The sequence below is a fragment of the Hymenobacter nivis genome (assembly GCF_006439025.1).
GTDB lineage: Bacteria > Bacteroidota > Bacteroidia > Cytophagales > Hymenobacteraceae > Hymenobacter > Hymenobacter nivis_A.
Map to the genome: position 1 here is coordinate 237,718 of NZ_RCYZ01000001.1, position 24,373 is coordinate 262,090.

Here is a 24,373-nt window from a genome sequence, read left to right on the forward strand (position 1 = left end):
GAAGCGAAACCGGGGCTTATTAAGTCATCAGATAGTCAGCGTATTAATAGCCAGGATTCTGCGTGATTTTACCACTGGTGCGGTCAACCTCGGTCTGTGGAACTGGGCGCAGCACGTGAAAGTCCCGGATGTTGATAGCCGCATTGGAGCCGTACACACCGGCGGAGTTTTTAACCAGCGGCGGCGCATAATTAGTGTTGCGGACCCGCGTGAGCAGCTGGCTGGCACCACTGGCAGTAGTGGTGCGCTTGAGGTCTTGCCAGCGGGTTTGTTCGCCCACGAGTTCGCGCAGGCGCTCATCGAGGATGAAGTCGATGTTCACGCGGCTGGCCGTAATGTCCATCAGCTGCTTTTGGCCCGTGGCCCCGGCGCGCTCGCGCACCACGTTGAGGTAAGTAGCGGCCTGGGCCGAATTGCCGAGGTAGAAATAGGCTTCGGCCGCAATGAGGTAGGTTTCGGCTAGGCGATACACGATAACCGGTCGAATCGAGAAGCCGTTAACCGACGTGCGAGCACGGCTATCGTACTTGTTCATGGTCGGGAAGAACTGCGTGGTGAGCTGGCTAGGTTGAAAAACCCGGTAGGGAGCCGGCTTGCGGGCGGCAATCTGGGCCAGCTTGGCGGCCGACAGCTCGCGCCCCGGGTACCAGATGGAAGTATCCCCGACTACGGCTGCGGTGCTGCCGCCGTTGGCGCCGGGCGTGTTCACGCGGTACACTGATGTAAACCACTTGTTGTAGCGGGTATCGGTCGTGCGCAGCGTTGGGCCTGACTCCAGGGCGTTGCCAGCGGCATCGCGCAGGATGTACGAATTGATTAGGAAGAAGGTGGGGGCGAGCCGAGCAAACGGGCGACCGTTATTAATGTCGCGGTTCATGTTGGGGAGCTGGTCGTACTGGCTGCGGAAGAAGAAGTTCATCGCGTTTTCGCCGCCATACGTGCTGCCGTCAATGCGCGAGAATGTGGCATCGCCGTTGAACTGCGCGTTCATGATTACTTCTTTGCCATTCTCGTTGCCTTCGCGGTGCACATCGGCCACGTCAGCTTCCAGGCCCAGGCCGTAGCGGCCCTGGTTGTCGATAAGCTCCTTGGCGTACTGGGCTGCCAGGGTGTAGTCGGTAGGCTGCTTGGCCGGCGAGGTAGCGCGGGTCAGGTACACCTTAGCCAGCAAGTGCAGGGCTGCGGCACGGGTTATGCGGCCCGGCTGAGCTGACTTGTCGGCGATGGTAGCCAGCGCTTCCGTCAAGTCCTTAATAATCTGAGCGTAGACATCAGCTTGCGGCGCACGAGTGAAATCCTTGCTGGGCGAATCGACAAAGGTGATTTGCAGCGGCACATCCCCAAAATCCTGCACAAGGGTGAAGTAGTAGTTGGCGCGCATCACCTTCACTTCAGCCAGGAGCTGCGTAAGGCGGGCCGGGGTGATGCCCTGGGCGTTGGGGCCGTATTGGAGCACCCCGTTGATGGTGTTTATCTGCGTGTAGCAGATGCTCCACCGGTAGCCGTGCGCGCCGTCGTTGAGGGGGGTTAGCGCGTTGTTGTCGTAGTCGTTCAGGCCACTGTTGGACTGAATACCGCTGGTAAACGCGTCAGTGCCGGCCTCCGTGGCGAAGGCATCGCCTTCGTTGCCGTAAAGCTGGCGCAGGCCCGAGTACGCGCCGGTTACGCCGGCCTCTACCCCTTGCGAGGTTTGCAGCAGCGAAGGCGTGAGCACCGATAGGGCGTTTTCATCTAAAATATCTTTATTGCAGCTAGTAGCCGACACTAGCAGGACGGCGCTAAGAAGACTTAATACTATTTTTTTCATGACGATTAGTAGAGAGTGGGTGGGAGGCCTGCCGGGCCGTTGAGCTTGAGAATAAGGCCAGCATATTAGCTACCTCTTCTCAAGCTCAACGGTCTGGTCATTCGTTTCCTAGAAGCCGAGGTTTACGCCCAGGATGAAGGACCGCGTGACGGGGTAGTTGCTACCGCCCTGGAAGGAGATGTTGGCAGCGTTAACGCCGGCCGACGAATCGAAGCGCGACGAGTACGACAGGGCATCGGGGTCGATGGCCTTATTGCGCTGGAAGTACTTATCGGCCGCCCAGATGTAGGGGTTCTGCACTTGCAAGTAGATGCGTGCCGAGCTCATGAGGGCAGATTTGGCCCAGGCCGCCGGCAGGGTGTAACCCAGGTCAATGCTGCGCACCTTGATGAAAGTGCCGCTGTGGTAGCCCAGCGTCGAGCCGTAAGTAGGCCACTCGGTAGAGCGCGAGCTCTGGTCGGGCTGCGGGTAGTCGTTGCTGCCGTTGGTAGGCGTCCAGTAGTTGAAGTTCAGCTGGTTGCGGCGACCGGTGTTGGTGGCGTAGTAGCTCGGGCCGAAAGAGTACGGGTCTACTACGGTAGCACCTACGCGGGTCAGCGCCACTATCGTCATGTCGAAGCCTTTGAAACGGAAACGGTTGGTAAGGCCGGCTTCAAACTTGGGCTGGCGCGAGCCGATGATCTGGCGGTCGCTGGCATCAATTTTTCCGTCGTTGTTCAGGTCCTCTATCTTAATCTGGCCGGGCTTCGTGCCGTACTTCAAGGCTTGGTCGGCCTCGTTGGACTGCCAGATACCAATCTTTTTGTAATCGTAGATTACGTAGAGCGGCTGGCCAATAAAGCGCTGGTTGCCAATGTCGTTACGCGGGCTGCCATCCGCATTGTATACGTTCAGGTCAAGCACCTTCTCGCGGTTCACCGTGAAGTTCCAGTCGGTGCTCCACTCAAAGCCACCGAGGTCTTTGGCCCGCAGGTTAACTGTAGTCAGCGAGATTTCCACGCCGCGGTTCTGGGTTGAGCCGGCGTTGCGCAGAAACGAGCCATAGCCGCTGGTTACGGGCAGGGCATCGGGCAGCAGCAGGTCGCTGGTGCGCTGCTGGTACACCTCTACGCTACCCGTTACGCGGTTTTCGAGGAAGCCAAAATCAAGGCCGACGTTGGTGGTGGTCGTGTATTCCCAGCCCAGGTTCGGGTTCGGAATGCTAGAGGGTACCACGCCCACCGCGCCGGTGGCGCCGTAGTTGTAGGTGCCTACCGAGAGGGAGCCCTGCGTCTGGTACGGGTTGATGGCGGTGCTGCCCACGCGGCCCAAGCTGGCGCGCAGCTTCAGGTTGCTTACCCACGCGTAATCCTTCAGGAACGACTCGTTGAAGATGTTCCAAGCCACGGCCGCTGACGGGAAGGCCTTAAACTTGTTGCCCGGGGCCAAGCGCGACGAACCATCGGCTCGCATGGTCAGCGTGGCCGAGTAGCGGTTGTTGTAAGCGTAGTTGACGCGCGCCATGAACGACTCCAGCGCCCAGTCGATGGACTGCGTTGCGTTAAAAACGCTGGTCGGGGTACCCCCGGACAGGTTGTTGTTGAGCTGGTAGTTGGCCAGCAAATTCTGCACGTTGCCACCTACGCCGTCGGCGTGGTAGGTCTGGCGGCTATAAAGTGCCGTCACGTTCAGGTCGTGCTTCTCGGCAAAATTGCGGTTGTACGTCAGGATGTTCTCCGCCAGCAAGTTGTAGGCAATCGTCGACGATTTGCCAGCCGTGTTGAGGCCGTTGCCGTTGTTAGGCGTTGCCGAGGCGTAGAAGTTATCGTTGGCCTCGGTGCGGCCATCCAAGCCCACGTTGAGGCGATAGTCCAGCCCTTTCAGGATATTTACCTGCGCGTACAAGCTGTTGAAGGTGCGCAGGCGGCGGCGCTGGTCGAGGTGCGCGTTGGGCACGTACAGCGTCAGCGGGTTAGAGAGCTGGTCGGCGGTAGGATACAGCAGCTGTTGGCCGTTAGCATCGGTAGTCGAGGCCAGGGGGCTCGTGGTCAGTATCTGGTACAGCACGTTCACGTTCGGGTCGTTCTCATTGGTGAACGTGTTGAGCGTGTTCAGTCCCACCTTGATGCGCTTGCCAACCTGCTGATCAAGCGTGCCGCGCAGCGAGTAGCGCCGGAAGCGCGACACGGGTACGATGCCCGTTTCGTCGTAGTAACCCAGCGAGGCCGAGTACTGCGTCTGGTCGGTGCCGCCGCTCAGGCCCAGCGAGTGGTTTTGGATGTGGCCGTGTTGGAAGAGCAGGCTTTGGTAATCGGTCGTTTTGCCGGCCGCATAGTTGGCCCGCTCGTCCACCGTCAGGAACGTAGTAGCCGCCACTGGGTCGTAGCTCGGGTTCTGCGTCCGGTAAGCCTGGAGGCGGTAGTCGTAGTACTGCTGCCCGTCTTGCAAGTCGAAGCGGTCGTAGATGCGCTTCTGGCCGTAATAGCCGCTGTAGGTAGCCTTGGGGGCCCCGCTCTTGCCGCGGCGGGTGGTAATGAGGATGACGCCGTTGGCGCCCCGGGCCCCATAGATGGCCGTGGAGCTGGCGTCCTTCAGCACTTCGAGCGAGGTGATGTCGTCGGGGTTCAGGTCGTTGAGGCTGCCGTCGTAAGGCACGCCGTCCACCACCAGCAGCGGGTCGTTGGAGCCCGAGAGCGAGCGGTTACCGCGGATGCGGATGGTGGGCGCCTGGCCCGGCGCCGTGCCGTTGCTCGACACCGTGATACCCGCCGCACGGCCCTGCAGGGCCTGGGCCACGTTGGCCACCGGCACGTCGCGCAGCTGCTCGTCGCTCACGCTCGAGATAGCGCCCGTCACTTGGCTTTTCTTCTGCACGCCGTAGCCCACCACCTGCACTTCGTTCAGGGCTTGGGTTTCGGGTACCAGGCTTTGGCTCACGTTGGTGCGCTTGCCCACGGCAATTTCCTGCTTGGCGTAGCCTATCGAGCTGAATACCAAGATGCTGTTGTCGCCCGGCACGGTCAGCGTGTAGGAGCCGCTGGCGTCGGTGGTGGCACCGGTGGTGGTACCTTTCACCACCACCGTCACGCCGGGGATGCCCTCGCCATTGTCGGACGTGACCTTGCCCGTAACGGTGTGGGCCCCGGCCACTTGGGCATAGGCTACTTGCGGGACCAGCGGGGCTAGGCCACCGCTCAGCAGCAGCAGGGGCACCAGGCGCGACCATTTCCAGGCCCCAAGGGGCATGGGTTTGGATAGAATTTTGTTCATGGGTTGGGCGGGAATAAGTATGAAATTGGTGGTAGTTAATTGGCTTCCAGTGGGTAGCTAGTGCCTTCTCCTTAGCGAGGCCGCCCAAAACCAGTCGTCAAGCATTCTAAAAAACCAGGGCCAGTGGGGGGCCTAAAAGCCGATGGAGTTGCCGCCGTCCACGGGCAGCGAGGCCCCGGTAATGTAGCGGGCCCCCTCGGAAGCTAGGAACACGGCCGCATGGCCGATGTCGGCGGGCTGGCCGAACTTGCCCATGGGCGTGCGGCGCATGGCGCGGTCGCGGCGGTCAGGGTCGGAGTTCATGGCCGTACGGCTCATGGCGGTTTCGATGAAGCCGGGCGCAATGGCATTCACGCGCACGCCGTGGGCCGAAAACTCGGAGGCCAGCACCTTCACCATGCCCTCGACGGCCGACTTGGAGGCGGCGTAGGCCACCACCCGGTCGATGCCGTAGTAGGCAGCCATCGACGAAATCATGAGGATGCAGCCGCGGCCCCGGGGCACCATGCGCTTGGCCGCGGCCCGCGTAAGCGAAAACACAGCGCTCAGGTTCGTATGGATGATGCGGCTGAAATCTTCGTCCGTCATCTCCAGGGCGGGCTTTTTCATGTTGATGCCGGCGTTGTTCACCAGAATATCGAGCGGGCCGTGCTCGGCCTCAATCCGGGCCACCAAGTCGTCCAGGGCCCCCAGGTCGCAGATATCGTTGACGAGGTACTGGGCGCGCTCGCCCAAGTCGGCCGTGGCGTCTTGGAGCACAGCCTCGCGCCGGCCGGTGATGACCACCGTGGCCCCGGCGGCTACCATGCAGCGGGCAATTTCGAGCCCGATACCCGTGCCACCGCCCGTGACAAGGGCCAACTGGCCGGCCAGCGAAAACACATCGGCCGTAGCGGCCGCGGGCTGCGGCGCGGGGGCCCCGTGGCCGTTGGTGGCGGGCAGTGGCAAGGTATCGAGAGAAAAAGTGTTCATAAATTAATCAGAATTAAGTAGCTAGCAAACAATTACTTGAGTTGGTACACCTGCACCTGGCGCTTGATATCGGCCAACGTGCGGGTGGGCGGCGCGAAGGGCCCCGGCACCGGCTGCCGGGCCAGGGTTTGGAAGTAGAGCACGCAGGCATCGCGCCACCAGTAGGCCTCCTGCTGCTGGATTTGCAAGCGGGCGGCCACGTCGGCGTACACCTCCGCGTCGAGGGCGGGGCGGGCGGCGGCCCACTGCTTTTGCAGCCAAGCCACCGAGTCGGCGCCGGTGTAGTAGCGGTAGCACAGCTCGTTCCAAAGGGTGCGGCCGGTGCGCAGCGGCTGCTGCCAGCCCACGTGGTGGAACCAGAGCAGGTAGTCAAGCGGGCAGGTGGCGGCACTCCCCCACTGCTGCTGCACGGCGGGCCGGTACAGGGCCAGGGCGTTGCTGCCGGTGGCGGTGCGGTCGAAGCCCAAGCCCAGCGAGTCGCCCCGGTGGTAGTACACGGCCGTCCAGTCGGGGCGGCCGGCCTTGGCCAGCCAGGGCTGGGGCCCGTAGTGGATGCTTTCGCCCATGATGTGGTGCAGGCCCAGCGGCGTGGTGTAGCGCACGTAGATGCTGCGCGACTGGTCCAGCAGCGCCGTGATGCTGCGCACGGCGGCAGCGTTAGTGGTCAGGCTCATGCGCGCCCACTCGGTGGCCAGGGCCCCGGGGTCCAGGGTGTGGTCCCAGGCCAGGCGGCCGAAGGCGTACCAGTTGGCCTGGCCCAGCGGGTGGCCGGTCCAGTTGCGGACGCTGCCGATGTTGGCCACCCCGGCGATGCCGGTTTGGGCGTGGCGGTCGAGGCTGCCGTCCACCACCTTGGCCACCGTCGAGCCGGGGCCCTGGGCGTAGGTATCGGCCTCTAGGCACTCCTTGATGAGGGGCCCCAGGTACACGGCGTGGGTGGCGAAGCCCAGGTACTCCTGCGTGAGTTGCACTTCCAGCACCAGCGGCGTGCGCGGCATGGCCCCGAACAGCGGGTGGAACGGCTCGCGGGCCTGGAAGTCAATCGGCCCGTTCTTCACCTGCACCAGCACCTTGGGGTCGAACTTGCCGTCGAGGGGCTGGAAATCCTGGTACGCTTCCTTGAAACGGTCGCCACTGCCGTCGGCCTTGTACACGAAGGCGCGCCACATCACCACGCCGTCGTGGGCCCCCAGGGCCTTGGCCAGCATGTTGGCGCCGTCGGCGTGGGTACGCTGGTAGTCCTGGGGCCCCGGCTCGCCCTCCGAATTAGCCTTTACCAAGAAGCCGCCAAAGTCGGGGATGGCGCGGTAGATTTCGTCGGTTTTGGCAGCCCACCACCGCTGCACGGCGGGGTCGAGGGGGTCGGCGGTGGGCAGGCCGCCCAGCACCTTGGGCGCGGCCCAGAACACCGACAGGTACACCCGGATGCCGTAGGGCCGCATCACGCCGGCCAGGGCCGCCACCTTGGGTAGGTAGTCGGGCGTGAGGTAACGGGCGCTGGCGTTCACGTTGTTAATAACCACCCCGTTCAGCCCAATGGAAGCGTTGGCGCGGGCGTAGTCGGTGTAGCGCGGGTCGAGGCGCTGGGGCAGTTCGTCCCACTTCCAGATGGACGAGCCCGCGTAGCCGCGCTCCACGGTGCCGTTGGGGTTGTCCCAATGGTTGATCATGCGGTGGCCGATGCGCGGGGCGCTGCGCACGGCCCAGCCGGCCAGGGCCCCGCCGGTTTGCACGCGGCGCAGCACGGCGTAGGCTCCGTAGAGCACGCCCGCCGCACTGGGGCTGGCCACCACCAAGTTGTTTTTCTCGGAATAAATGCGGTAGCCTTCGGCCGCGTTGGGCGTACTGGCATCGATTGCAGTGCGGTCCAGCTTCAGCACGATGCCGCCACCCAGGGCCCCCATGCTGGCTTGCACCGGCACCGGTTGGCCCAGCAGCCCCTGCAAGCCGCGCTGCAGCTCGGCGGCGGCGGTGCGCAGCACGGGGTCAGTACCGGTGGTGGCCACGAAGCGCGCCGCGCGCTGGTACTGCGCACACTGGCCGGCATCGGCCAGGCGGTCGTACTTCAGCCACAGCCGGTAGCCATCGTCGGCCACGCCGCGGTGCGCGGCGGCCACGAAGACCAAGAGCAAGAACAAGTGGCGAAATACAGACACGCAGTAATCAGTTATCTAACAAGGAAATGCCGAAAGCTCGGGCATTCAAATTTTTGCTAACGCCAAGGCCGGCCAGGGCCCCGCGCCCAGCTCTATTCGGCCAAGGCCCGGCGGATGCCGTATTCCAGGCCCCGCAGTTCGGCCAAGCCGCGCAGGCGGCCGATGGCGGAATAGCCGGGGTAGGTCTTTTTGTGCAGGTCGTCGAGCATCTGGTGGCCGTGGTCGGGGCGCATGGGCAGCGGCGGGGCGTTGCTACCAGCCGCGGCACGGCGCGCTTCCTCCCGCACCAGGGCACGCACCACTCCGTACATGTCCACGTCACCGGCCAAGTGGTCGGCTTCGTGGAAGTTGCGCGGGTTGTCCTCGCGCTTGGTAGTACGTAGGTGCACGAAGTGGATGTGGGGCCCAAACCGCTCGGCCATGCCCACCACGTCGTTGTCGGCCCGCACGCCCAGCGAGCCGGTGCAAAAAGTGAGGCCATTGGCCGGTACGTCGCAGGCGGCCAGCAGGCCGGCCAGGTCGACCTCGGTGCTTACCACGCGCGGGAGGCCCAGCAGCGGGAAGGGCGGGTCGTCGGGGTGGATGCACAGGCCGATGCCCACTTCCTGGGCCACCGGGGCCACGGCCCGGATGAAGTAGTGCAGGTTTTCGCGCAGCGCGGCCGCGTCGATGGTGGCGTACTCGTTCAGGTACTCCTGGAACGTGGCCAGTTCAAAGGCTTCCTCCGAGCCGGGCAGGCCCAGCAGCGTGGTGTTGGTAAGCTGCGCGATGGCCTCGGGGCCCATGCCGGCAAACTGCTGGCGGGCGGCCTCGGCCACAGCGGGCTCGTAGTCGGCCTCCGCGCCGGGGCGCTGCAAGATGCACAGGTCGAAAATGGCAAACTCCTGCCATACAAAGCGCAGGGCCCGCGAGCCGTCGGGCAGCTCGTGCGTCAGGTCGGTGCGCGACCAGTCGAGCACAGGCATGAAATTGTAGCACACCGTGCGCACGCCGCAAGCCGCCAGGTTGCGCAGCGACGCCTGGTAGTGGGCAATGTACTGGTCGCGGCTGGGGCGGCCCTTCTTAATGTCTTCGTGCACCGGCAGGCTCTCCACCACGGCCCAGTGCAGGGGCGCGTGGGTAGCGTTGTCGGCTTCGATGAGCTGCTGGTGCGCCCGAATATCGGCCACCGGCCACACCGTGCCCACCGGCAGCTGGTGCAGAGCCGATACCACGCCGGCGCAGCCCGCCTGGCGAAGGTCGAAAAGCGAAACTGGGTCGTTGGGCCCAAACCAGCGCATAGTGTGCTGCACGGCAACAGTATTTAAAAAGTACAAAAAATATTCTCGACTAGCTACCTATCGTACTCTATGCAATCGATAGGCGCTTGAAGTGGTAGGAATCGACTTCTTCTCAAATGTAGCCCATCAGCTACTTCTACAAAAGTATTAAAAGCTTGAAAATAAAGAAATTTGCCACAAAAACTATCGGTATCGTTACTGCAAGCGTTTTCGATAGGTAAAAAATTAAGATTTACAGTACCAATTTTTTTTCATGTTAATTTACGCCAACGAATGCGTAAACTTATTGTTAACTACTTCGTTTTCTTCTTTTTTTACAAAAGCATTTTATGCCCGTTTGCCCCAAGTGTAGTCAACCCGATGGCGTAATGAAGGCCGGCTTCGTGCGGGGGCGGCAGCGGTATTTTTGCAAGGGCTGCGCCTACCACTTCACCGAGGCCAAGCCGGCGGTGCCCGAGCGCAAGCGCTACCAAGCCACCCTGGCCGACGTGGCCCGGGCCGTGGGCGTGGCCTCGTCCACGGTGTCCAGGGCCCTAAACGGGCACGCCGACATCAGCCCCGCTACGCGCCAGGCCATTCAGGAGGCGGCCCGGCAGCTCGATTACCACCCCAACTTCTTGGCCCAGAGCCTAAAGCGGCGCGAGACGATGACCATCGGGGTAGTAATTCCGGACATTGAGCGGCCGTTTTTCGCCACCGCCGTGAGCGGCATCCAGGACGTAGCGACGGCGGCTGGCTACCGGGTAATGATTTGCCAGTCGAAGGAATCGTACGAGGCCGAGGTGAGCAACGTGCAGGCCCTGATAGCCAACCGGGTAGACGGCCTGCTGATCTGCCACTCGCGCGAAACCGAGAACTTCGACCACGTGAAGGAGCCAGCCCGGCGCGGCATTCCGGTGGTGCACTTCGACCGGGTGTGCAACGAGGTGAACAGCGCCAAGGTGATCCTCGACGACCGCCAGGGCGCGTTTGCCATTACCGAGCACCTCATCGAGCAGGGCTGCCGCCGCATTGCCATCCTGGCCGGGCCACCGTCGCTGCTCATCAGCCGGCAGCGGCAGGCTGGCTACCTGGGGGCCCTGCGCAAGCATGGCCTGCCCACCAGCGAGGAGCTATGCGCGCACATCAACTTCCGCACCGAGTCGGCGGTGGCGGCCCTCGATGCATGGCTGGCGCTACCCGAGCCGCCCGACGCCATTTTTGCCATCAACTACACGAACGCGTTCGACTTGCTGATTGCCCTCAAGCAGCGCGGCCTGCGGGTACCGGCCGACATGGCCATTGTGGGCTTTGGCGACGAATTCATGGCCATGCTTATCGAGCCCGGCCTCACCACCGTCGACCTCCACCCCTTCCGTATCGGCCAGCAGGCGGCCCGGCTTTTCCTGGAGCAAATGACTCAAAAAGAGCTGTTTGAACCCCGCACTTGCATCATTCCCGGCGAACTCATCATCCGCCAGTCGTCGCTGAAAAGCCGCGGCTAAGGTCTGTGGGGGCCCTCGACCGCGCCGGGGCCCCGGAAAGAGCGGCCTCACCTTGCAAGCAGTAAATTTCTCCTCCGCGCGCCCTTTTTCCCTTGAATAACTTGCATTCGCTGAGGCGTTGATTTTGGCTGGGGCTGCTGGCGCTGGCCGGCTGCGCCCCGGGCCCCCGGAGCCCACCTACCGCATCGGGTTTTCACAGTGTACCGCCGGTGATGCCTGGCGCCTGGCCATGCGGGTGGGCCTGGAAAAGGAGCTGAGCTTCCATTCCGACGTGCAATTGGAAGTGCTCGGCGCGCACTTCAACATGGCCTTGCAGCGGCGGCAGGTGCAGGTCCTGATCCAGCAGCGGGTGGACCTGCTTATCATCTCCCCCAACCAGTCGGGGCCCCTAACGGAGCTAACGGAAGCAGCTTATAACTAGGAGATTCCGGCAGTAGTACTGCCGCACTACCTCGCGCCTCTACACGGCCTACGTGGGCGGCAACAACGTGGAGGTGGGCCGCTCGGCCGGCCACTACGCCGCTCCGCTGCTGCACGGGCGCGGCCGCGTGCTGGAGCCCCTGGGGGCCCCATTGGCCACGCCGCCCACCAAGTGGTGCAGCAGCTGGGCATGTCGCAAATGCATCTCCACCGCAAGGCGAAGGCCGTGCTCGGCACCGGCGTCACTGATTGCATCCAGGTCCTGCGCCTCACCAAGGCCCAAATGCTGCTGGCCGAGGGCTGCACCATTGCTGCAGTGGCCTATCGAACAAGGTTCTCTTCCCCTTCCTACTTCTCCACGGCCTGCAAAGGCAGGTACCAAATGTCGCCCTCCGAGTACAAGGACCTTCACGCCCTTACCCGGCACTGACGGAATTTTACAAGTCGCGTCAGATCATTAACTACAACAGGTTGCGCCGCCTCCATGTCAATCAAGTTACTTATAATCAATATGTTATTTATGGAATGAATGATTGTAGTAATCTTGCAATCAATTGAAGGAAAGCAACAAGCTGGAAACCGGAATTTTAGCGGACATTTGGGCAATCGTTCCCCCCTCTCTCTGCCATGCAACGCAAAGTTCTGTTCTGGTCCTTGGTCACGGCCCTCGGCGGCTTCCTGTTTGGCTTCGATACGGCCGTGATTTCGGGGGCTGAGAAAGCTATCCAGCAGCTATGGCATTTGAGCGCCGTCGAGCACGGATTCACCATTTCCATCGCCCTCATCGGCACGGTCATCGGGGCCATCTTCGGCGGCATCCCGTCCGACCGGCTGGGCCGGCGCCAGACGCTGCGCTGGATTGCGGTACTTTACCTGGTATCGGCGGTGGGCGCGGCGCTGGCCCCGGCATGGGTGCCGTTCCTAGTGTTTCGCTTCCTGGGCGGGCTGGGTGTGGGGGCCTCGTCGGTCACGGCGCCGCTCTACATTTCAGAGATTTCGCCGGCCCGCTCGCGGGGCAAGCTCGTGGGCCTGTTCCAGTTTAACATCGTGTTCGGCATCCTCGCCGCTTACCTCTCCAACTACCTGCTGGCCAACGTCGGCAGTCACTCATGGCGGCTGATGCTGGGCGTACAAGCCGTGCCGGCCATTGCCTTTTTGCTATTCCTGTTCCGGGTGCCCGAAAGCCCACGTTGGCTGCTGCTGCACGGCCGCGTGGACGAAGGCCGCGACGTGCTCCGCCTCATCGAGCCCGAAACTGTGGATGCCGACGTGGCTGCCATCCTCGCCTCGCAGGCCCATTCGGCCCAGCAGAGCGGCTCGCTCTTCGACCCCCAGTACCGCACGCCGGTGCTGCTGGCCGTGGCCTTCGCCTTTTTCAACCAGGTGTCGGGCATCAATGCCATCATCTACTACGCCCCGCGCATCTTCGAAATGACGGGGCTGGGCCAGGGCGCGGCCCTGCTCTCGTCGGCCGGCATCGGGCTCATCAACTTCATCTTCACGCTCTTGGGTGTCAATCTCATCGACCGGTTTGGGCGGCGCACGCTCATGCTGGTGGGCTCGGTAGGGCTCATCGCCACGCTGGGGCTGGTGGCGCGGGCCTTTTATACCCAGCAGTTTGGGGGGGTGCTGGTGCCGGTGCTGCTATTCGTGTACATCGCCTTTTTCGCCTTTTCGCAGGGGGCCGTCATCTGGGTGTTCATTTCCGAAATCTTCCCCAACGCCGTGCGGGCCCGGGGCCAGGCGCTGGGCTCCAGCACGCACTGGGTGATGGCCACGGTCATCGCCTTCACCTTCCCCTATTTCGCCGAGCGGCTGGGCGGGGGCCATACGTTCGCGTTTTTCTGCGCCATGATGGTGCTGCAACTCGTATTTGTGCTGCGCTTCATGCCCGAAACCAAGGGCACCAGCCTGGAGCAAACCAACCGCACACTGGTGATTCACTAGTCCGCTGGGGGCCCCATTTTCTACCTTAATTACTTGATTTTTATGGCTATTGCCTGCTTCGGCGAAATGCTTTGGGACGTGTTGCCTACCGGCAAGCAGCCCGGTGGGGCCCCGCTCAACGTAGCGGTGCACCTGCACAATTTTGGCACCGCCGCGCACATCATTAGCCGCGTGGGGCACGACGACCTGGGGGCCGAACTGCTGGATTTTGTGGCCGCCAAGGGCATCAGCACCGACTACGTGCAGCAGGGCGAAACCCACCTCACGGGCGTGGTAAAGGCCAACGTAAGCGACAACAACGAGGTGGTTTACAAGATTTTGCAGCCCGTGGCCTGGGACTACATCCAGTATGACGACGCGCTGGGCGAGCTCGTGGCCGCCGCCGATGCCTTCGTGTTTGGCAGCCTGGTGGCCCGCAGCCCGGCCTCGCGCGAAACGCTGTACCAGCTACTGGAGCACGCCCGGCTCCGGGTGTTCGACGTCAATTTTAGGGCCCCGCACTACTCGCGCGAGGTGGTGAGCTACCTGCTCCAGCAGGCCGACGTGGTGAAGCTCAACCACCACGAGCTGGCCGAAATCACGGGTTGGTTTGGGGCCCCGGCGGCCGAGGAAACGGCCCTGCCCTGGCTGGCCGAGCGCTTCGGCCTGCAAGCCGTGTGCGTAACCAAAGGTGCCGACGGGGCCGCGCTCTGGACCAACGGCCAGCTCTACCAAAGCGCCGGCATACCCATCGAGGTGCAGGACACCATCGGCAGCGGCGACGCGTTTCTGGCGGCCCTGCTCACGGGCCGGCTCGCCGGACAGGCCCCCGCTGATTACCTGGCTTTTGCCTGCGCCGCCGGGGCCCTGGTGGCTACTTACCAGGGGGCCACGCCGGCCATTTCGGCCGCCCAGGTTAGGGCCCTGGTCGCTGCGGCCGCCTAATTTTCGTCCGTTTCTACCCCGCATGAAGTCACTTCTTCCCTGTGCACTGGTTTTGCTGGGCGCGTGCAGCAGCCCGGCGCCGAGCTGCGCACACTGGGTAAAGAGGCGATAAACTTAGCCAGCCAAGCCATTCCGGCTGGCACAGCGGCATACGAAGTGCCCTTCAAAGACAAATCGTACGATTTGAGCGTGTCGCTGGCCCTGAACGTACTGTAAAGCGCCAATGAGCGCATCACCCTCAGCTACGACGTGGCCCGGCAAATGCTGACGCTCGACCGCACGCATTCGGGCAACGCGGGCTTCCACCCCATGTTTGCCAGGAGCCTCGAAACGGCCCGCGTGCCCCTGCGCGACGAGCAACTGCAACTGCCATTACTGGCGGATAAATCGGTGGTGGATGTGTCTGTTTAAGATGGTGAAACGACCCTGACGGATCTAGTTTTCCCGCAGCAGCACACCGGCCGCATCACCCTCACCACTACGGGCGGCACTGCCCAAATGACCGCTTTATGGCTCTCCGACCTTAGCCAGGCCCTGGCCTCCTAGCGTCGGGGTTATTCCTTTCTGGCCGCCCGATACCTATTGACCAACCCCTCACCTGGGGGACCGCCCTTAGCTGCTTTTGCTGGCCCGTAGATATCCACAGGGGCGCAAACGCTTGCATCTTATATACCTAATTTTATATTATAAGCAAAACTAATGATATTACAACATTTTTTGATATAAATAAACTATATAAATTAATTACGGGCAAGTACTTTTACTCTGTGCAATGCCATTCGCCGCAGCAACGGCCATTACAGCCACCTTCCGTAATCGTTTGCGGGAACGGTTGTGTTGAAGACAATTTTCAAGAAAGTGCCAAATTGGCATCTTACCCCGAATTTTTCCCACTTTCAATTTTCACCCATGAGTAACAATCTGTACAAACGTTACAACCTCTATGAGCAGCCCGTTGCCCAGCGGGTGGGCCGGGCCAAGCCCGCGCTACTGCAGCTGCTGACTTTTGCCCTGCTCATTGTTCTGCTTCCGCTCCTGGGCCACGCCCAAGCGACCCGGGCCATCACCGGCAAGGTGGTAGATGCCCAAGCAACCGGCCTGCCCGGCGTGACGGTGATTGTGCCCGGCACTACAGTGGGCGCCAGCACGGGCCCCGATGGCACCTTCCAACTTCAGGTGCCCACCACGGCCACGGCACTATCGTTCTCGTTCATTGGCTACACCACGCAGCGCGTTGACATCACGGGCAAGAATTCGGTGAACGTGACGATGAAGGACGACGCCCAGGCCCTGGGCGACGTAGTAGTAGTCGGCTACGGCACAGCCCGTAAGGAGGACTTGACCGGCGCTGTGAGCACCTTGAGCACCAAGGACTTCAACAAGGGTACCTTCACCTCGCCCGACCAGCTCATCCAGGGCCGCACCTCGGGCGTGCAAATCACCCAGAACAGCGGGCAGCCCGGCGGCGCCTCCACCATTCGCATCCGGGGCAACTCGGCCGTGACCGGCACCGGCCAGCCGCTGTACGTAGTGGACGGCGTGCCGCTCGACGGCCGCTCGGCCCGCCCCGGCCTGAATACCTCGGCCGGTGACAGCCCCGACAGCAACCCGCTCAACTTCCTGAACCCCGCTGACATTGAGACGCTGACCGTGCTGAAAGATGCCTCGGCCACCGCCATTTACGGCTCGCGGGCCGCCTACGGCGTGGTGCTCATCACCACCAAGCGCGGCAAGGTGGGCGAGCCCCGGTTCGACTTCGGCGTATCGGGCGGTGCCGCCAGCATCATGCGCCGCATCAAGGTCCTGAACGCCAGCCAGTACCGCGAGGCACTGACTTACTACGGGGCCCCGGCTTCCAACGACAAGGGCCAGAACAACGACCCCCTGGACGCCATTCTGCAAACCGGCCCCCTCCAGAACTACAACGGGGCCGTGAGCGGCGGCGGCGAAAACGGCCGCTACCGCCTCTCGCTCGGCTACCTCGATCAGAAAGGCATCGTGAAGAAAACCGAGTTCCAGAAGTACAGCGCCAACTTCGTAACCAACGTAAAATTCCTGGAAAGCAAGCGCTTGGGCGTGGACGTGAACATCACGGCCAGCCAGACGCGCGAGCAGCTCGCCCCCATCACCAACAACGGCGACTTCCGGGGCAGCCTCATCGGCCAGGCCTTGCAGTGGAACCCCACCGACTCGCTCTACGGCGCCAACGGTCTGCCTATCTCGCGTCTAGGCAGCACCACCATCAACCCGGTGGCCCAGCAGCAGTACTACGACGACCACTCGCGCGTGACCACCGCCCTGGCTTCGATCTCGCCCTACTACAAGTTCAACGACTGGTTGGAGTACCGCGCTTTGGTGGCCGTTAACTACAGCACCGGCTCGCGCCGCACCTCCATCGACCAGCGCCTCAACATCCAGGACTACCAGCGTTTTGGCTACGCCGCTGTTAGCGCGACGGAGCTGCAAACCCAGCAGATGACCCACACGCTGAACTTCAATAAGAAGATTGCTTCTGACTTGAACCTGAACGCGTTGGTGGGCTATGAATACACCAAATTCAACTACTCGGGCACGGGCCTGAGCGGCCGGGGCCCTGCAAACTCCGATGGCTCAGCCATTGGCTTCGGCACCTACGGCCTGGACTACACCAACTACCTGCAATACTCCAACCCCTCGGGCCGCCTCATCTCGTCGTTTGTTGATCCCGTAACGGAGCTGCAATCGTTCTTCGGCCGTGCCACCCTGAACTACAAAGACCGCTACTTGCTGACGGCCACGCTGCGTGCTGACGGCAGCACCAAGTTCGGCGACAACAACAAGTACGGCTACTTCCCGTCGATATCGGCGGCCTGGGACATCAGCCAGGAGGATTTCCTCAAGGTGGACGCCATCAACCAGTTGAAGCTGCGCGTGGGCTACGGCCGCACGGGCAACCAAGAGTTTCCGGCCGGTTCGGCCCGCAGCCAGTTTGTATTCCAGGCCAACAACGGCGGCTTGCAGCAAACCACCAACGCCAACCCCAACCTGAAGTGGCAGTCGGATGAGCAGTACAACGGCGGCGTCGACGTGGCCCTGTTCAACAACCGCCTGACGCTGACTGCCGACTACTTCTACAAGCGCACCACCGACCTGCTGTACCCCAACATCCCCGGCTTCCCGGCGGCCCCCGGCGGCAGCAGCGTAATCTGGCAGAACCTGAACGGTGTTATCGTCAACAAAGGCGTGGAAGTGTTGGCGGGCATCACGGCCTTCGACAGCCCGGCTTTCGGCCTGAGCTTCAACGCCAACGCTACGTTTGTGAAGAACAACGTATCGGGCCTGCCCAACGCCCTCATCATCCAGACCGGCACGCTCAGCGGCCAGGGCCTGTCGGGCGTACTGGCCGAAACCATCCAGAACGGCCAGCCCCTCAACGGCTTCTACCTGCCCACCTACAACGGCATCAACCCCACCACCGGCCTCTACAACGAGTTCACCCCGGCTAGCTACGTTGGCAACCCCAACCCCACCACGCTGGCGGGCCTGAGCACCACAGCCCGGTTCCAGAAGCTCTCGCTGACGGCTAACTTCAACGGCGTGTTCGGCAACAAGATTTACAACAACACCTTCAACAGCGTGCTCAACGTGAGCCAGATTCGTGCCGGCCGCAACATCTCGCTGTCCGAATACCAATTGGGGGTGAAGGAGTCGCTGGCTAACGCCGTAACGCCTTCGACGCGCTTTTTGGAGAGCGGCAATTTCGTGAAGCTTGCCAACGTAACGCTGTCCTACGCCCTCGGCGACCTGGGCAAGGTATTCAAGGGCGCGAGCGTCTACGCCATCGGCCAAAACCTGTTCGTTATCACCAAATACCGTGGCTTCGACCCGGAGGTGAACACCAACAAATCCTCGGGTGTGGTGCCTTCGGCGGGCATCGACTACACCGGCTACCCCTCGGCCCGCACGTTCACGTTCGGCGTCAACTTCTCCCTTTAATTCATTTCTCGCTACTACTTTATGAAAAAGATACTCAGCGCGGCGGCCATGCTGGCCCTGTTGCAATTAGCGAATAGTTGCAAGATCAACGAGGAGTTCCAGGCCGGCCTGACGCCCAACCAGATTGGCGCGGGCAACGCTTCTTCCATCCTGGATGGGGCTTACAACGCCATGCGCAGCCCGTTCCAAGGAGCTACCCAGATTTTTGCCATGTCGGAGGTAACCACCGATGAGCGCATTATGCCCACCCGGGCGGGCGACTGGGACGACAACGGCAAGTGGCGGGCCCTGCACCTGCACAACTGGGACGCCAACCACCCCGAGATCCGCGACGCCTTTGCTAACCTGGGCGGCGTCATCTTCGCGGCCACCGACGTGCTGCGCCCCGAGTTCAACGCCAGCACCCAGCAGCAGTCGGAGGCCCGCTTTGTACGCGCCTTTGCCAGCTACTGGACCCTGGACCTCTACGACCAGGTACCGTACCGCGACCCGGGCGAGCTAGTGGCCAACAACGCCCGCGTGCGGAAAGGCACGGAGGCCCTCGACTTCATCATCAGCGAGGTAAACGCCGTGCTGGCCAACCTGCCCGATGCGCCGGTGTACCGCGCCAATAAGGATGCGGCCCGGGTGCTGCTGATGAAGTGCTACCTCAACCGGGGCGTGTACACCAACCGGTCGGCGCCCACGTTTGCCGCGGCTGATATGAACCAGGTGATTACCCTGGCCGACCAGATCATCAACAGCAACCGCTACAAGTTTGCCTCAAACTACTTCGACAACTTCGCCCCCGACAACACCAACATCGGCACCGAGAACATCTTCACGGAGCTGAACATTGGCGGGGTGAGCAGCGGCGCGCAGTACGATTTATGGCGCTTTATCTCGCACTACAACATGTCGCCCACCGGCTACAACGGCCCGTGCGCGCTGCCCAGCTTCTACGACACGTTTGGTGCCAGCGACCTGCGCCGGGGCCAGGTGTACAAGTACACCAACGGCCCGACCAACCGCTTCAACCACCAGAACGTGGGTTTCCTGATCGGCCAGCAGTATGACCTGACCACCACAACTGATGTCGCGCTCAAGGACCGCACCGGGGCCCCGCTGGCCTTCACCCGCGAGGTGAACCTGATCGAAACCGGCTCAAACCTGGAGGTAACCGGCATCCGGCCGATGAAGTACCCTCCCGATTTCACCAACAACCCGGCTGGTACGACGGACAATGACATGGTGCACTTCCGCCTGCCCGACGTGCTGCTGATGAAGGCCGAAGCCATCCTGCGCGGCGGCACGGGCACCACGGCCGGCACTTACGGCAGCACGCCGCTGGCCTTGGTCAACTCCATCCGTACCAACGCCTCGCGTGGCGCCGGTGCGCTGGCCAGCCTCGATTTGAACACGCTGTTTGCTGAGCGCGGCCGCGAGCTGTACCTGGAGAACTGGCGCCGCCAGGACATGGTGCGCTTCGGTAAGTACTTGGGCGCTATCGAGCAGGGCCCCACAACCAGCGACGCCAAGTACCTGATTTTCCCGATTCCGAACCAGCAGTTGGCCGTGAACCCCAACCTGACTCAGAACCCTGGGTACTAAGCTGCTTAGGGGTCCCTGGGGCCCCACGGCGCTTGCTTACTGACAATGCAAAGGAGGATAAGCACGCGCTTATCCTCCTTTCTTTTAGGCCATTTTTCACCGCTTATCCCTTTCGGATGCTACGCACCCTTCTTACTAAATCGAGCCTGGCTTTTGGCACGCTGGCGCTGCTGTGGTCGGCGGCCTGGGGCCCCGTGGGGGCCCAAACCGCCGCCCCCGACCCCTGGCGCATCGCTGCCGACAAGGTGGACCCAAACCACTACTACGGCGTCACGGTGGGCAACGGGCTAATTGGCATCGTGTCGGCGCCGGTGCCGTTCCAGGTGAAGAGCGTGGTGCTGGCCGGCGCCTACGACCAGTACGGGCGCGGCCGGGTGAGCAACTTCCTCAACAGCTTCAACCTGCTGAACATGTACCTGGAAGTGGACGGCCGCCGCCTGGGGCCCCAGGATGCCACCAACTTCCGCCAGGAGCTGGACATGCAGCGGGCGTCCCTGACGACAACCTTCGACTACGCCGACAAGGCCACGGTGCGCTACACCTACTACGCCCTGCGCCACCTGCCCTTCACGGTGCTACTGGATGTGTCCATCACGGCCAAGAAGGACGTGAACCTGACCGCGGCCAGCGTGATGGAGGCCCCCGACGCCCTGCGCGACGTGCAGAACTACTACAACGAAATCGATAGGCCCCACGCCACGCTCAGCCTGCTCACCTCGTCGGCCAAAAGCCCGACGGGCAAGATTCAGCTGTGCGCCTCCACCAGCTTTTTGTTTGAGGAGCCGCACGGGCAGGAGCCCCGCATCATCCACGAGATGTGGGACAACAACATGCACCTGATGAAATTTGGCAAGGCCCTAAAGGCCGGCCAAACTTACGGCTGGGCCATTGCGGGCTCCAGCATCACCTCGGCCCACCACCCCGACCCGCTGAACGAGGCCGAGCGCCTCACCATTTTTGCCCGCCTGGAGGGCCGCCAGCGCCTGCTCGACTTCCACGCCAAGGCCTGGAAAGACTTGTGGACCAGCGACATTCAGATTACCGGCGACGCGCAGGCCCAGCAGGACGTGCACAGCATGATGTACCACCTCTATAGCTTCTCGCGGGCGGGCACCGATTACTCGCCCTCGCCGATGGGCCTTTCGGGCCTGGGCTACAACGGCCACGTGTTCTGGGACACCGACGTGTGGATGTTCCCGGCGCTGCTGGTGCTGCACCCCGAAATCGCGAAGTCGCTGCTGGAGTACCGCTTCCAGCGCCTGGAGCCGGCCCGGCGCAACGCCTTCGCCCACGGCTACCAAGGGGCCATGTACCCCTGGGAAAGCGCCGACTCGGGCGTGGAGGAAACCCCGGTGTGGGCCCTGAGCGGTCCGTTTGAGCACCACATTTCGGCCTGCGTGGCGCTGGCCGCCTGGCAGTACTACTGCGTGACGCAGGACAAGGACTGGCTGCGCGAGAAGGGCTGGCCCATCCTCTCGGCCACGGCCGACTTCTGGGCCAGCCGCGTGGAGCGCAACGGCCCGGGGCACTACGACATCAAGAACGTGGTGGCCTCCGACGAGTGGGCCGAAAACGTGGACAACGACGCCTTCACCAACGCCGCCGCCCAGGTGAACCTGCGCAACGCCGCCGCCGCCGCCCAGCTGCTGGGCCTGCGCGCCCACCCCGACTGGCTGCCCGTGGCCCAGAACATTCCCATCTTGAAAATGGCCGACGGCGTGATTCAGGAGCATGCCACCTACCACGGCGAGGGCATTAAGCAGGGCGACGTGAACCTGCTGGCCTACCCGCTGAAAACGGTTACCGACCCCGCCCAAATCCGCAAGGACCTGGCCTACTACGAAACCCGCGTGCCCACCGAGGGCACCCCGGCCATGACGCAGGGCATCTTTGCGCTGCTCTACTCGCGGCTCGGCAATGCGGACAAGGCCAAGCTGTGGTTCAAAGATGCCTACGAGCCCAACCTGCTGCCGCCCTTCCGCGTCATCGCCGAAACCAAGGGCGGCACCAACCCCTACTTCGCCACCGGCGCGGGCGGCGTGCTGCAAGCCGTGCTCATGGGCTTCGGCGGGCTCGACATCACGCCCACCGGCCTTGTGCAGCGCAAAACCACCCTGCCCACCGGCTGGCAGTCGCTGAAAATCACCGGCGTGGGGCCCCAGCACAAAACCTACTCCAACGGCCGCTAGCCGCCGCCGCCGGGGGCCCTGTTTTCCGTTAATGAGCAAGTACCCATCGCTCATTTTTCCCTGTCCCGTTCCATGCCCATTGCCCTCAAACGCTTCGACCACTTGGTGCTGACCGTGGCCGACCTGCAAAAAACGCGGGATTTTTACACCGCCGTGCTGGGCATGGCGGCGGAAGAATTTCAGCCCGGGCGCTGGGCCCTCAAGTTTGGCCAGCAGAAGATCAACCTGCACCCGGCCGCCCACGTGCCCGACCCCAACGTGCGCCACGCCACCCCCGGCTCGGCCGACTTGTGCCTCCTGACCGATACGCCGGTGGCGGAGGTGCTGGCGTGGCTGGCCCACCACCACGTGCCGGTCGTGACGGGCCCCATCCGGCGCAGCGGCGCGCTGGGGCCCCTGCTGTCGGTGTACGTCTACGACCCCGACGAAAACCTGATTGAAATAGCCCACCAGCTGCCCGCCTAAGCAAGCCGCTGCCGCAATTTCTTCCCATTGGCTGAGGCCGCAGCCCCCGCTGCCGGGGGCCCCGGGCTACGTTTCACCCCCCTTATTTTCCCATGCATCCTTCCCGTATTGCGCTGGCCAGCGCGCTGTTGGCCGGCCTGGCCACCGCCTGCAACCCGAGCCCCAAAACCGAAACCGCGGCCACCGCCGGGGCCCCCACGGCGGCCACCCAGGGGCCCCAGGCCACCGACTGGTGGAAGGAAACCGTGGTGTACCAGCTCTACCCGCGCAGCTTCCAGGACAGCAACGGCGACGGCATCGGCGACTTGCCGGGCATCAGCTCGCGGCTCGATTACCTGAAGAGCATTGGCGTGGGCACGGTGTGGCTCAACCCCATCTACGGCTCGCCCAACGACGATAATGGCTACGACATCAGCGACTACCGCGGCATTATGAAGGACTTTGGCACGATGGCCGACTTCGACGCCCTGCTCAAAGGGCTGCACGGGCGCGGCATCAAGCTGGTGATGGACCTGGTGGTGAACCACAGCTCCGACGAGCACGCCTGGTTTAAGTCGGCCCGGGCCTCGCGCACCAGCCCCTACCGCGACTACTACTACTGGTGGCCCGCCGAAAAAGGCACGCCCCCGGCCCGCTACAGCACCTTCGACGTGAAGCACGACGCCTGGCAGTACGACGCGCCCACCAAAAGCTACTACCTGCACTACTTCTCCAAAAAGCAGCCCGATCTGAACTGGAACAACCCCAAGCTGCGCCAGGAAGTGTACCAGATCATGCGCTTCTGGGCCGATAAGGGCATCGACGGTTTCCGCATGGACGCCTTCCAATTTGTGGCCAAAGACCCCGCATTTCCGCCCATCCCGGGCGTGACGGAGCGCACCTTCACCGACGCCTACAACCACGGGCCCCACCTGCACGACTACCTCCAGGAAATGAACCGCGAGGTGCTCAGCAAGTACCCGCTGATGACCGTGGCCGAGGGCGCCGGCCGCAACCCCGCCGAGGCCATGCTTTTTGTGGACCCCGCCCGCAAGGAGCTGAACATGACCTACCACTTCGACGCCGTGGGCGTGGGCAACGGCCCCGAAGGCGTCCGCCTCACCGACCTCAAGCGCGTGTTCACGCGCTGGGACAGCGCTTTTGCCCAGAAGGGATGGCAGTCGATTTACCTCGGCAGCCACGACCAGCCGCGCATCACCAGCAAGTTCGGCGACGACCGGCCGGCGTTCCGGGGGCCCTCGGCCAAGCTGCTTAACACGTTCATCCTCACCATGCGCGGCACGCCCTACTGCTACAACGGCGACGAGTTGGGCATGACCAACATCCGGTTTGGCCGCATGGCCGACTACCGCGACGTGGCCGCCCGCAACGGCTTTGCCCTGGTCAAGAGCCAGGGCGGCGACACGGCGGCCTACCTCCGGTCGTTGCAAAAGTTCTCGCGCGACAACAGCCGCACGCCCTTCCAGTGGAACGCCACGGCCAACGCCGGCTTCACCACCGGCACGCCCTGGATTAAGGTAAATCCCAACTACCTCACCGTCAACGAAGCCGCCGAAAACCAGGATTCTAGCTCCGTGCTGAACCACTTCCGCCGGGCCATGGCGCTGCGCAAGGCCCACCCGGTGCTCGTGCACGGCCAGTACCAGCTGCTCGACGCGGCCAACCCCCGCATCTACGCCTACACCCGCACGCTGGGGCCCGAAAAGGTGCTGGTGGTGCTCAACTTCTCGGCCGCGCCGCAACGCTGGCTGCTGCCCACCGGCCTGGCCGCCAGCGGCTTGCCCTGGCTCAACAACTACGCCGCGGCGTTTGCTACGGGCCCCACGCTGGCGCTTCAGCCCTGGCAAGCCGTGGTGCTGCCCCTGCGCTAGGGTGATGGCCAGGCGCGGGCGAAAAGGGCGCCGCGAAGCATTTC

Annotated in this window: 17 protein-coding genes; 12 read left to right on the forward strand and 5 right to left on the reverse strand. The window is 62.9% G+C overall.

The genetic code is table 11. The features are described 5' to 3' along the window. Positions 1-43: 43 nt before the first annotated feature. From EAH73_RS00820 to uxuA, 5 genes are all read right to left on the reverse strand, one after another. On the reverse strand, positions 44-1,807 hold the full coding sequence (locus EAH73_RS00820; RefSeq protein ID WP_140464411.1) for a RagB/SusD family nutrient uptake outer membrane protein: 1,764 nt from the start codon (positions 1,805-1,807) through the stop codon (positions 44-46). 108 nt (positions 1,808-1,915) lie between these two features. Then, positions 1,916-5,056, reverse strand: a complete 3,141-nt coding sequence (locus tag EAH73_RS00825) for a SusC/RagA family TonB-linked outer membrane protein (RefSeq protein WP_140464412.1) — start codon at positions 5,054-5,056, stop codon at positions 1,916-1,918. 132 nt (positions 5,057-5,188) lie between these two features. Then, positions 5,189-6,028: an SDR family NAD(P)-dependent oxidoreductase gene (locus tag EAH73_RS00830; protein WP_140464413.1), complete on the reverse strand. Its 840-nt coding sequence runs from the start codon at positions 6,026-6,028 to the stop codon at positions 5,189-5,191. Between the two features lie 32 nt (positions 6,029-6,060). Further along, the gene (locus tag EAH73_RS00835; protein ID WP_410503750.1) at positions 6,061-8,184 is read right to left on the reverse strand and encodes an alpha-glucuronidase family glycosyl hydrolase; all 2,124 of its coding nucleotides are present in this window, start codon (positions 8,182-8,184) and stop codon (positions 6,061-6,063) included. A 92-nt stretch (positions 8,185-8,276) separates the two neighbouring features. Beyond that, positions 8,277-9,464 carry a mannonate dehydratase gene (uxuA, locus tag EAH73_RS00840; protein WP_140465267.1) on the reverse strand — a complete coding sequence of 396 codons (1,188 nt, stop codon included), beginning with the start codon at positions 9,462-9,464 and terminating at the stop codon, positions 8,277-8,279. Positions 9,465-9,793: 329 nt separating this feature from the next. On the opposite strand from uxuA, the gene EAH73_RS00845 reads away from it, so the two are divergent. From EAH73_RS00845 to EAH73_RS00895, 12 genes are all read left to right on the forward strand, one after another. Beyond that, complete coding sequence (locus EAH73_RS00845) at positions 9,794-10,948, forward strand: substrate-binding domain-containing protein (RefSeq protein WP_140464414.1); 1,155 nt, start codon at positions 9,794-9,796, stop codon at positions 10,946-10,948. A 124-nt stretch (positions 10,949-11,072) separates the two neighbouring features. Continuing rightward, positions 11,073-11,369 carry a hypothetical protein gene (locus EAH73_RS00850; protein ID WP_140464415.1) on the forward strand — a complete coding sequence of 99 codons (297 nt, stop codon included), beginning with the start codon at positions 11,073-11,075 and terminating at the stop codon, positions 11,367-11,369. 189 nt (positions 11,370-11,558) lie between these two features. Then, positions 11,559-11,798: a helix-turn-helix transcriptional regulator gene (locus EAH73_RS00855; protein ID WP_140464416.1), complete on the forward strand. Its 240-nt coding sequence runs from the start codon at positions 11,559-11,561 to the stop codon at positions 11,796-11,798. 197 nt (positions 11,799-11,995) lie between these two features. After that, positions 11,996-13,315, forward strand: coding sequence for a sugar porter family MFS transporter (locus EAH73_RS00860; RefSeq protein WP_140464417.1), 1,320 nt, complete (start codon positions 11,996-11,998; stop codon positions 13,313-13,315). A gap of 42 nt (positions 13,316-13,357) precedes the next feature. Beyond that, positions 13,358-14,239 carry a carbohydrate kinase gene (locus EAH73_RS00865; protein WP_317129364.1) on the forward strand — a complete coding sequence of 294 codons (882 nt, stop codon included), beginning with the start codon at positions 13,358-13,360 and terminating at the stop codon, positions 14,237-14,239. A 63-nt stretch (positions 14,240-14,302) separates the two neighbouring features. Then, entirely contained in the window at positions 14,303-14,455 is a 153-nt protein-coding gene (locus EAH73_RS22930; protein WP_161599402.1) for a hypothetical protein, read from the forward strand. Positions 14,456-14,470: 15 nt separating this feature from the next. Continuing rightward, positions 14,471-14,650 (forward strand): GH32 C-terminal domain-containing protein, encoded by a 180-nt coding sequence (locus EAH73_RS00870; RefSeq protein WP_262711072.1) that lies wholly within the window; start codon positions 14,471-14,473, stop codon positions 14,648-14,650. Between the two features lie 498 nt (positions 14,651-15,148). After that, complete coding sequence (locus tag EAH73_RS00875) at positions 15,149-18,214, forward strand: SusC/RagA family TonB-linked outer membrane protein (RefSeq protein WP_140464419.1); 3,066 nt, start codon at positions 15,149-15,151, stop codon at positions 18,212-18,214. A gap of 21 nt (positions 18,215-18,235) precedes the next feature. Continuing rightward, positions 18,236-19,804 carry a RagB/SusD family nutrient uptake outer membrane protein gene (locus EAH73_RS00880; protein ID WP_140464420.1) on the forward strand — a complete coding sequence of 523 codons (1,569 nt, stop codon included), beginning with the start codon at positions 18,236-18,238 and terminating at the stop codon, positions 19,802-19,804. A gap of 116 nt (positions 19,805-19,920) precedes the next feature. Beyond that, positions 19,921-21,993, forward strand: a complete 2,073-nt coding sequence (locus EAH73_RS00885; RefSeq protein WP_140464421.1) for a glycoside hydrolase family 65 protein — start codon at positions 19,921-19,923, stop codon at positions 21,991-21,993. Positions 21,994-22,065: 72 nt separating this feature from the next. Next, positions 22,066-22,458 (forward strand): VOC family protein, encoded by a 393-nt coding sequence (locus tag EAH73_RS00890; RefSeq protein WP_140464422.1) that lies wholly within the window; start codon positions 22,066-22,068, stop codon positions 22,456-22,458. A gap of 92 nt (positions 22,459-22,550) precedes the next feature. After that, on the forward strand, positions 22,551-24,329 hold the full coding sequence (locus EAH73_RS00895; protein WP_140464423.1) for a glycoside hydrolase family 13 protein: 1,779 nt from the start codon (positions 22,551-22,553) through the stop codon (positions 24,327-24,329). The last annotated feature ends 44 nt before the right edge of the window (positions 24,330-24,373 follow it).

Coding starts and splice junctions, on each gene's coding strand:
- EAH73_RS00865 (WP_317129364.1), top strand. CDS start 13,358: ATGGCTATTGCCTGCTTCGGCGAAATGCTTTGGGACGTGTTGCCTACC.
- EAH73_RS00845 (WP_140464414.1), top strand. CDS start 9,794: ATGCCCGTTTGCCCCAAGTGTAGTCAACCCGATGGCGTAATGAAGGCC.
- EAH73_RS00855 (WP_140464416.1), top strand. CDS start 11,559: ATGTCGCAAATGCATCTCCACCGCAAGGCGAAGGCCGTGCTCGGCACC.
- EAH73_RS00860 (WP_140464417.1), top strand. CDS start 11,996: ATGCAACGCAAAGTTCTGTTCTGGTCCTTGGTCACGGCCCTCGGCGGC.
- uxuA (WP_140465267.1), bottom strand. CDS start 9,464: ATGCGCTGGTTTGGGCCCAACGACCCAGTTTCGCTTTTCGACCTTCGC.
- EAH73_RS00895 (WP_140464423.1), top strand. CDS start 22,551: ATGCATCCTTCCCGTATTGCGCTGGCCAGCGCGCTGTTGGCCGGCCTG.
- EAH73_RS00890 (WP_140464422.1), top strand. CDS start 22,066: ATGCCCATTGCCCTCAAACGCTTCGACCACTTGGTGCTGACCGTGGCC.
- EAH73_RS00825 (WP_140464412.1), bottom strand. CDS start 5,056: ATGAACAAAATTCTATCCAAACCCATGCCCCTTGGGGCCTGGAAATGG.
- EAH73_RS00820 (WP_140464411.1), bottom strand. CDS start 1,807: ATGAAAAAAATAGTATTAAGTCTTCTTAGCGCCGTCCTGCTAGTGTCG.
- EAH73_RS00830 (WP_140464413.1), bottom strand. CDS start 6,028: ATGAACACTTTTTCTCTCGATACCTTGCCACTGCCCGCCACCAACGGC.
- EAH73_RS00885 (WP_140464421.1), top strand. CDS start 19,921: ATGCTACGCACCCTTCTTACTAAATCGAGCCTGGCTTTTGGCACGCTG.
- EAH73_RS00880 (WP_140464420.1), top strand. CDS start 18,236: ATGAAAAAGATACTCAGCGCGGCGGCCATGCTGGCCCTGTTGCAATTA.
- EAH73_RS00875 (WP_140464419.1), top strand. CDS start 15,149: ATGAGTAACAATCTGTACAAACGTTACAACCTCTATGAGCAGCCCGTT.